Below are 7978 nucleotides of genomic sequence, written 5' to 3'. Positions count from 1 at the left end.
CCTGTCGACTATGCCGGGCCTGTCGAGCCGTCCTGCGGCCGAGCGCATCGACGTCGACGTCGACACCGGGGAGATCGTGGGGCTGCGATGACGGTCGCGGGCCGGGCCCGGCGATATGCCGGACCCGGCCTCCGGTTGGTCAGAAGCAACCGTGCTGTTAACCCTTCTCGTGCTTGGAGGTCTCGAACAGGAGGTTGACCTGCTCGTTGTACTTCGTCAGCGTCGAGGCGGGTACCCGGTTCGCCCACAGGTCGTCCGTCGCGGGCTTCATGATGGCCGCCACGTCCGCGCCGAAGTAGGTCAGCGGGAAGAAGAACGTGGACCTGTCCTCCAGGTGCTGGGTGAAGGGCCTGGTAGGAAGGCCAGTTTCCTCGAAGACCTGCACGGCCTTCTCAGTGGAGGAGGAGATCGCCGGGAAGACGATCCCGTGAGAGGCCACGATGTCCTGCGCCTCGGCGGTTCCCAGGAAGGCCACCCACTTGGAGGCATTGTCGATGTTGGCCGACTGCTTGGAGATCGAGTCGCCCAGCCCGTTGTACAGGGAGACCGACTTGCCGCTGGGGCCCACAGGATTGGCCGCGATCCCGACCTTGACGTCGAGCTTGGCGTAGGTGCTGAACATCCACGAGCCGTTGAAGCACATGGCGACCTTGCCGCTGCCGAGCTGGACATCGGTGCTGGTCGTGGAGGAGAAGGCGCCACGAGGAGGCATATAACCCTTGTCCACCAGGCCGAAGTACCAGTCCAAGGTGTCCTGGAAGACCTTCTCGTCGTAGCGGTAGTGGTTCCCCCACGTCTCCTTGTTCGTGTAGAACCAGTCGCCGGCCGAGCCGGTGAAGGGACTCCACTGGGTCTGGCCGTCCCCGGTGCCAGCATCCTGGATGCCCAGGCCGTAGACGGCCACCCGGTTCTTGTCGAAGCCGGGCTCGTCACCGCGCACGCCGTTCTTGTCCACGGTCAGGCGGGCGAGGATCTTCTCGAAGGTGCCACCATCGGAGGGGTTCCAGGACCAGCCGGCCAGATCGGCCTCGGTCAGACCCGCCTGGGTGAGCATGTCCCGGTTGTAGAAGACCGCCACGGTGTCCCAGTCCTTGGGGCAGCCGTACTGGTGCCCGTCCTCCCCCTTCCACAGGTCGATGAGGCCGTCCTGGAAGGCGGACTCGTCGACGCCCGCCCAGGCGGCCTGCTTCTCCAGCGGGACCAGGACCTCCAGATCCACGAACTGGGCGAACTTGGAAATGTGGTCGGTGAAGGCGTCCGGACCGGTCCCGGCGATGAAACCAGCTGTCAGTTTGGTCCAGTAGTCGCCCCAGGCGATCTGGGTGATATTGACCCTGATACCGGTCTTGGCCTCGAAAGCCTTGGCGCAGGCCTCATAGGCGGGCAGCTGGCTGGCATCCCACATCCAGTACTCCACGGCGCCGGATCCCGACTTTCTGGAGCCGCCGGAGCAGGCCGCCAGGGTCAGGGCGGCCGCACCCGAGGCCAGGCCGCTCAGGAGGCTGCGGCGCGACAGTGAGGAGCGAAGAGGGCTGATCGGTTGAGTCGTCATCTGGTGCCTCACTTGATTCCGGTAAAGCCGATGGAGTTGACGATGCGCCGGGCGAAGGCCATGAACAGCAGGAGCATCGGGAGGGCGGCCACCAGGGTGGCGGCCATGAGCCCGGCCCAGTCGGGACCGGTCTGCGGTGCCTGGGAGCGGAAGACCGCCAGAGCCACCGTGAGCACCCGTGAGGAGTCCGTATAGGAGACCAGCAGGGGCCAGAAGTAGTCGTTCCATGCCGTGATGTAGGTCAGGATCGCCAGCGTCGAGATCGGGGCCTTGGCCATGGGCAGGATGAGGGTGAAGAACACGCGGATCTTCGAGGCTCCGTCGAGCAGCGCGGCCTCCTCCAGCTCACGCGGTATGTTCATGAAGAACTGCTTGAGGAAGAACACCGCGAAGGGCGTCATGAACATGGTCGGCAGCGCCACCCCGAGGAAGGTGTCGATGAGGTGGAGCTGCTTGACCAGCACGAAGTTGGGCAGGAGCGTGAAGATCGAGGGGACCATCAGGGCGCCCAGGAACACGGCGAAGACCATGTCGCGTCCCTTCCAGCGCAGGCGGGAGAAGGAGTAGGCGGCCATCGCCGAGAAGAAGACCTGCCCAACGGTGACCAGTGTGGAGATGATGACCGAGTTGCGCAGGTAGAGCCAGAAGTTGATGGCTGCGCCGCTGCCGCCGTCGGCCAGGGCCTCTTCAGTGGACTGCATGCCGAAGACGCGCGCGAAGCCGCGCAGGTTGATGTCCACCGGCAGCAGGCTGGTGGGGTGGGCCGTGATGCCCGCGTTGGAGGACAGAGCCGTGCGCAGGACCCAGTAGAAGGGCAGGAGCGTGAACAGCATGATGAGGATCATCGCCGCCCAGGCCAGGGCCTTGCCGACGGTGAACCGGCGGCTGGGGGCCTCGGAGGGCGCCGCAGCGGCTGCCTTGGGGGACTTTGCGGAGGACACGGATGCGGTTGTCGTTGTCATGGGTGGTCCTCCTCAGTCCAGGTCCGTCTCGCCCGCACGGGTCATGCGGTACTGCAGGATCGTGATCGCTGCCAGGACGAACAGCAGCCCCACCGCCATGGCGGAGGCATATCCGAACTGGAAGCGTCCGAAGGCCATGTCGTAGATGTAGTACTGCAGCACGCGGGTGGCGTTGACGGGGCCGCCCTGGGTGGCCACGGAGACGGTGTCGAAGACCTGGAAGGAACCGATCATCGTCATGATGAGTACCAGCGCCAGGATGGGACGCAGCAGCGGGACGGTGATCCTCCAGAACATCCGCCACTCGCTGGCGCCGTCCATCTTGCCGGCCTCGTAGACCGTGTTCGGGATCGACTGCAGGCCCGCGAAGATGAGCAGGGCCGTGTAGCCCACGTGCCGCCACACGTTGATGATGGCGATGGTGGGGACGGCCATCGATGAGGAGAAGAAGTCGATGGCAGAGCCCGTCAGGGACTCCAGGAGCTGGTTGGTGATGCCCAGCGTGTTGTCCAGGATCCACAGCCACAGCATGGCGGCTACCACGTTGGAGACCAGGTAGGGCGTCAGCACGATGGATCGTACGAAGGTGGACTGGGTCAGGCGCTGCATGAGGACGGCGATGAAGAGCGCCAGGATCGTCTGCAGACCGATATTGATGACCACGTACTCCACAGTGACGACGACGGCGTTCCAGAAGGTGTCGTCCTGGACCATGCGCTTGTAGTTGTCCAGGCCGGTGAACTCCTCGGGGTCAGGAGGTTGTACTCAGTGAAGGACAGCCAGATGCCTCGGATGAGGGGCCAGATGTAGAAGGCGACGAGGCCGATCGTCGCCGGGAGGATGAAGGCGAGACCGAGCTTGAGGTCGGAGCGTGGCTTGCGCTGCCGACGCGATGGTTGCGCGACCAGGGTCGAAGTTGACATCGGGTCTCCAAATCGACGGTGATGTGGGAAAACGGGTCGAAGGCGGATTGGCTGGAGGTAGAAACGGGCAGAAGAAGTGAGGGCGGATCAGCGACTCGGAGGATCGCCGAGCCGTCAGTCGACGGCGCTTGCGCGCAGCAGGACGAGGTGGTCGGGGTGCAGCACCGGCAGTGCCAGACCCGTGGTGGTCAGGTAGGAGCCCGGCAGGGTGACGCCCTCGGCCATCCAGCTCGCCGCGAGGCTCAGCTCGGAGTAGGTCGGTACCGCCAGACGCACGTGATAGCGGCGCGAGGGGTCCAGACCGGGCAGTGGACGCGGCGCCGTGGGCCAGGCCAGGAGCTGACCCAGCGAGGCGATCTCGAACAGGGCGTCGGAGCCGTCATGGGCGACGACCCCCTCGATGCGCAGCACGTCGTCGTCGGGCAGGTCCGCATGAACCGTCACACCCGAGTGCAGCAGTCCGCGCAGATCCTTGTGCAGCGCGATGATGGAGGCCAGGCGCTCGCGGGTGGGCTCGTCCGCCTCGGTGAGGTCCCACTCCACGCCCATGTGGCCCCATAGGGCGGTCCCGGCCCGGAAGTCGAGGTCGAGGTCGCGCAGGGTGGTGTGTGCCCGCCCCGAGCCGACGTGGGTGCCCACCATCTCAGGAGGAAGCAGCAGTGTGGTGCCGCGCTGGATGTTCTGGCGGTCGTGAGCGTCGATGCAGTCCGAGGCCCACACCCGCTGAGTGCGCTCCATGATCCCCAGGTCGATGCGGCCGCCGCCGCCGGCGCAGGACTCGATCTCCAGGGAGGGGAAGCGCTCGTGGAGCACATCCAGGAGTCGGTAGACGGCCAGGGTCTGGTCGTGGACGGCGGCTGCCCCCTGGCGTCCTGCGGTGGGGTCGGCGACCTCATGACCCGCGGCCAGCAGGGGGGAGTTGTGGTCCCACTTGAGGTAGGCGATGTCGAGGCGCTCCACGAGGGTGGAGATGGCGTCGAACAAGTAGTCCCAGGCACCGGGAGCGGTCAGGTCCAGGACCCGCTGGCGGCGGTGCTCGGGCGCTCCGCCGGCGCCGTCGGACAGGATCCACTCCGGGTGGGCGCGGGCCAGCTCGGAGTCGACGTTGATCATCTCCGGCTCGAACCACAGGCCGAACTCCATGCCCAGGGCGTGAACGTGCTCCACGAGCGGCTCCAGACCGTCCGGCCAGGCCTCGGGGGAGACCTGCCAGTCACCCAGTCCCGAGGTGTCGTCGCGGCGGGAGCCGAACCAGCCGTCGTCCAGGACGTAGCGCTCGATGCCGACCTGGGCCGCGGCGTCGGCCAGGGCCTTGAGCTTGTCCAGGTCGTGGTTGAAGTAGACGGCCTCCCAGGTGTTGAGCAGCACCGGGCGGGGACGGCCCGGGTGGGATGGGCATGAGCGCAGCCAGGCGTGGCTGCGGTGGGCCAGGGCGTCCAGGCCCTCGCCCCAGGAGAAGACCGTCCACGGAGAGGTGTAGGTCTGACCGGGGGCCAGCGAGACCTCGCCCGGCAGGAGCAGCTCCCCGGCTCCCAGGAGCTTGCGCCCCGAGGCCGGGTTCATCGCCAGGTGACGGACGTTGCCGGACCAGGCCGCGTGAACGCCGTGGACGCGCCCGCTGCGCCATCCGAAGCCGGTGGGGCCGGCGGCCAGCCAGGTGACGGCGTCGTGCCCCGGGCGCCCCTCCCAGGACTCGCGCAGGCGGGTGCCCGGGGTGAAGGGTGTGCGCACGAGTCGGCGCTCAAGGACGTGGTGGCCGGTGGTGTCAAGCAGCTCATCGGCGCTGTCGGGCACGGGCAGCACCGGGGTGAGCTCGCCGACGACGAGGTCGGCTCCCTGTTCGCTGCCCGACTCGGGGCGGTCGTCGCGGATCCAGGCGCGCACGCGCACCAGTCCGCAGGGCTCCAGGCGCAGCTCGGTACCCAGGGTCAGCTCGTGGACGGTGTCGGTTCCGCTGGAGTGCACGATGAGGGCGGTGCCGGCCGGAGTGTCCTCGGAGCTCTCCTCGTGGGTGAAGGCGGTGGGGTGGGGTGAGAAGGCCGAGCCGTCGGTGCGTGAGAGTGCCACGGCGGGACGTGAGTTCCAACCCAGGTGGGCCAGGGGAAGGATCGGCAGGTCATTGGTGATCCAGGCGGTGTTGGTGCCCAGGGAGGTTGCCGCGGCCAGGGCCGCGTCGGCCAGGTCGTCTCCGCTGACGTCACCCAGGTCGGGGCCCCAGTGGCGCACCACGGGGAAGCGGTCGTCGGGCAGGTCGAGTACTACGGAGGTGTCGGCTCGGCGCAGATGGAGGGTCATCGTCGTCCTTCCGGGGGAGGGGGCGGGAACCAGAAGCGATTCCTTGTAAGATGAAAATAATTGATGGCGCCAGATTTCGCAAGGGTTTGCTCTACAGTGTCGGTACAAAGTGGGCGGCGTTGCGCGTCGTCCCAGGTCATGGGCCGTGTGGCTCATCCGGTAGATGGCGATGGCGGGAGCAGGAGTCGGCGATGGATGGTGGTGGACGCAGCCTCGGTGCCAGGGTGCTGCTCGCCCTGATCTCCGCCGGCACCATGAGTCGCGGCGACCTCGGGGAGCGTCTGGGGCTGTCCGCGGCGACGACGACGCGTACGGTGCGCCCTCTCATCGAGTCCGGTCTCATCGAGGAGCGGCCGCCGGTGGAGGTGGGAGGGCCGGGGCGGCCCACCCGCCTCCTGGCCGTCGCCTCGAACAGTGCCACCGTTGCGGGGATCAAGCTCACTGCAGACCGCCTCTACGTCGTCCTGACCGATCCGCTGGGTGAGGTCCTCATCGGTGACTCCCTGCCACTGACCGAGACCGACGCCGGCTCCGTGACCGCCCTCATCGCCTCGGTGGTGGCACGGCTGGCCGAGCGCAGCGGCCGACGGCCGGATGCGATCGGGATCTCCCTGGGGGCGGCCGTTGTCGGGAGGCGGACCGTGGCGGTGGCCAGCTTCCTGGGGTGGCGTGATGTATCCCTGGCCGCCATGGTCACCGAGGCCACCGGGCTGCCCTGTGCGGTGGCCAACGACGTGCGCGCCTTCGCCTACGCCGAGGCCTGGTTCGGAGCCGGCCGCGGGAAGGACCCCTTCGCCCTGGTCACCCTCGGTGCCGGGATTGGCTGCGGTGTTGTGGTGGCCGGTGAGGTCGTCTCCGGTGCTCAGGGAGCGGCCGGCAGCGTCGGACACCTCCCGGTAGACCTCTCGGGACCGAGTTGCGAGATCGGGCACCCGGGGTGCGCCCGGGCCCTCGCCTCGACCTCCGGGATCCTTCGGGCGGCCGCTGAGCACCTGGGGCGCGAGGCTCAGGACCTGAGCCTCGAGCTGCTCCTGAGTCCTGGAATGCGTCGTAACAGCGGCGTCGACGAGGTCTTGCGGCGTGCGGCGCTGGCCGTCGGAAGGGTCGTCGGGACCCTCATCGCCTACGTCGACCCCGAGCTCGTCGTCGTCTCCGGGGAGGGGATCGCCGTGGTGGAGGCTTACCGCGAGACCTTTGAGAAGGAGGTGCGGGGCCTGCGGCACTGGGCCGCGGCGCCGGTGCCGGTCCTGCTGCGTCCCTTCGAGTTCGACGAGTGGGCGCGCGGGGCGGCTGCCCTGGCGCTGGAGCAGTGGACGGCGGTGGCGGGCGATCGGTGAACGGGGGCCTTCGTCGCGTGAGCACTCGCACTGTGACAGGAAACATGTCTGGGAAGAAGGTCCCAGCATGATTTTGGACTAAGGGTGCCCTTAGATTGTGCGCATGAGCCGCCGCACCACCGTTGCGCTGTCCACTGCCGGCCTTCTTGCTGCCGGCGCTGCACTCGCCCTGGCCGTCCGTCCGACCCGTCCCGGCGTCCTCGCCGCCTCTGCGCCCGGCGGCAGACCCCGTCCGCCGCGTGTCGTCATCGCCGGCGGAGGGTATGTCGGGTTCTGTACCGCCCGGGCCCTGCGGGCGAGGCTGGGAACCGACCGGGTCGAGATCGCCATCGTCGACCCACGTCCCTACATGACCTACCAGCCCTTCCTGCCCGAGGTCGCCGCCGGATCCATCCAGCCGCGCCACGTTATCGCCTCCCACCGGCGGTCCCTGGCCGGGTGCACGATCATCACCGGCTCCATCGCCGGCATCGACCACGCCTCACGCACCGTGACCATCGCTCCGCCGGTGCCGGGGTCCACCCAGGAGGAGGGCAAGCCCTACCAGATCGGCTACGACCACCTCGTCCTGGCCCTGGGTGCCGAGGCCCGGACCCTGCCGATCCCGGGGCTGGCCGAGCAGGCCCTCGGCTTCAAGCAGGTCGAGGAGGCCCTGGCCCTGCGCAACCGTGTCCTGTCCCGCGTCGAGGACGCCGCCTCCACCTGGGACGCCGAGCTCCGACGCCGGCTGCTCACCTTCGTCTTCGTCGGCGGCGGCTTCGCCGGGGTCGAGGCCATCGCCGAACTCGAGGACATGGCCCGGGCGCTGGTCGCCACCGTCGACTCCGTGGAGCAGGATGACGTGCGTTTCATCCTCGTGGAGGGCTCGCGCCGCATCCTGCCCGAGCTGACCGAGGAGCTCTCCGGCTA

General features: G+C 68.1%; 5 protein-coding genes and 1 pseudogene. 2 read left to right on the top strand and 4 right to left on the bottom strand.

From position 1 onward, the window contains the following. Positions 1-157: 157 nt before the first annotated feature. The 4 genes and pseudogenes from RWR81_RS11175 to RWR81_RS11160 all read right to left on the bottom strand — a co-directional run bounded on the left by RWR81_RS11175 (position 158) and on the right by RWR81_RS11160 (position 5732). The gene (locus tag RWR81_RS11175) at positions 158-1552 is read right to left on the bottom strand and encodes a sugar ABC transporter substrate-binding protein (protein ID WP_314457792.1); all 1395 of its coding nucleotides are present in this window, start codon (positions 1550-1552) and stop codon (positions 158-160) included. Positions 1553-1560: 8 nt separating this feature from the next. Next, positions 1561-2514 carry a carbohydrate ABC transporter permease gene (locus tag RWR81_RS11170; protein WP_314457791.1) on the bottom strand — a complete coding sequence of 318 codons (954 nt, stop codon included), beginning with the start codon at positions 2512-2514 and terminating at the stop codon, positions 1561-1563. A gap of 12 nt (positions 2515-2526) precedes the next feature. Continuing rightward, a pseudogene (locus RWR81_RS11165) lies at positions 2527-3437 on the bottom strand (carbohydrate ABC transporter permease). Positions 3438-3551: 114 nt separating this feature from the next. Continuing rightward, positions 3552-5732 (bottom strand): alpha-galactosidase, encoded by a 2181-nt coding sequence (locus RWR81_RS11160; RefSeq protein WP_314457787.1) that lies wholly within the window; start codon positions 5730-5732, stop codon positions 3552-3554. Between the two features lie 191 nt (positions 5733-5923). Between RWR81_RS11160 and RWR81_RS11155 the strand changes: the two genes are divergently transcribed. Both RWR81_RS11155 and RWR81_RS11150 read left to right on the top strand, forming a co-directional pair. After that, positions 5924-7069, top strand: coding sequence for an ROK family transcriptional regulator (locus tag RWR81_RS11155; RefSeq protein WP_314457785.1), 1146 nt, complete (start codon positions 5924-5926; stop codon positions 7067-7069). A 103-nt stretch (positions 7070-7172) separates the two neighbouring features. Next, on the top strand, positions 7173-7978 hold an 806-nt coding region (locus RWR81_RS11150; protein WP_314457784.1), incomplete at its 3' end, for an FAD-dependent oxidoreductase.

The organism is uncultured Actinomyces sp. (assembly GCF_963526355.1).
Lineage (GTDB): Bacteria > Actinomycetota > Actinomycetes > Actinomycetales > Actinomycetaceae > Actinomyces.
Note: the sequence above shows the minus strand (reverse complement) of the source record. Positions and strands in the feature narration are given on the sequence as shown.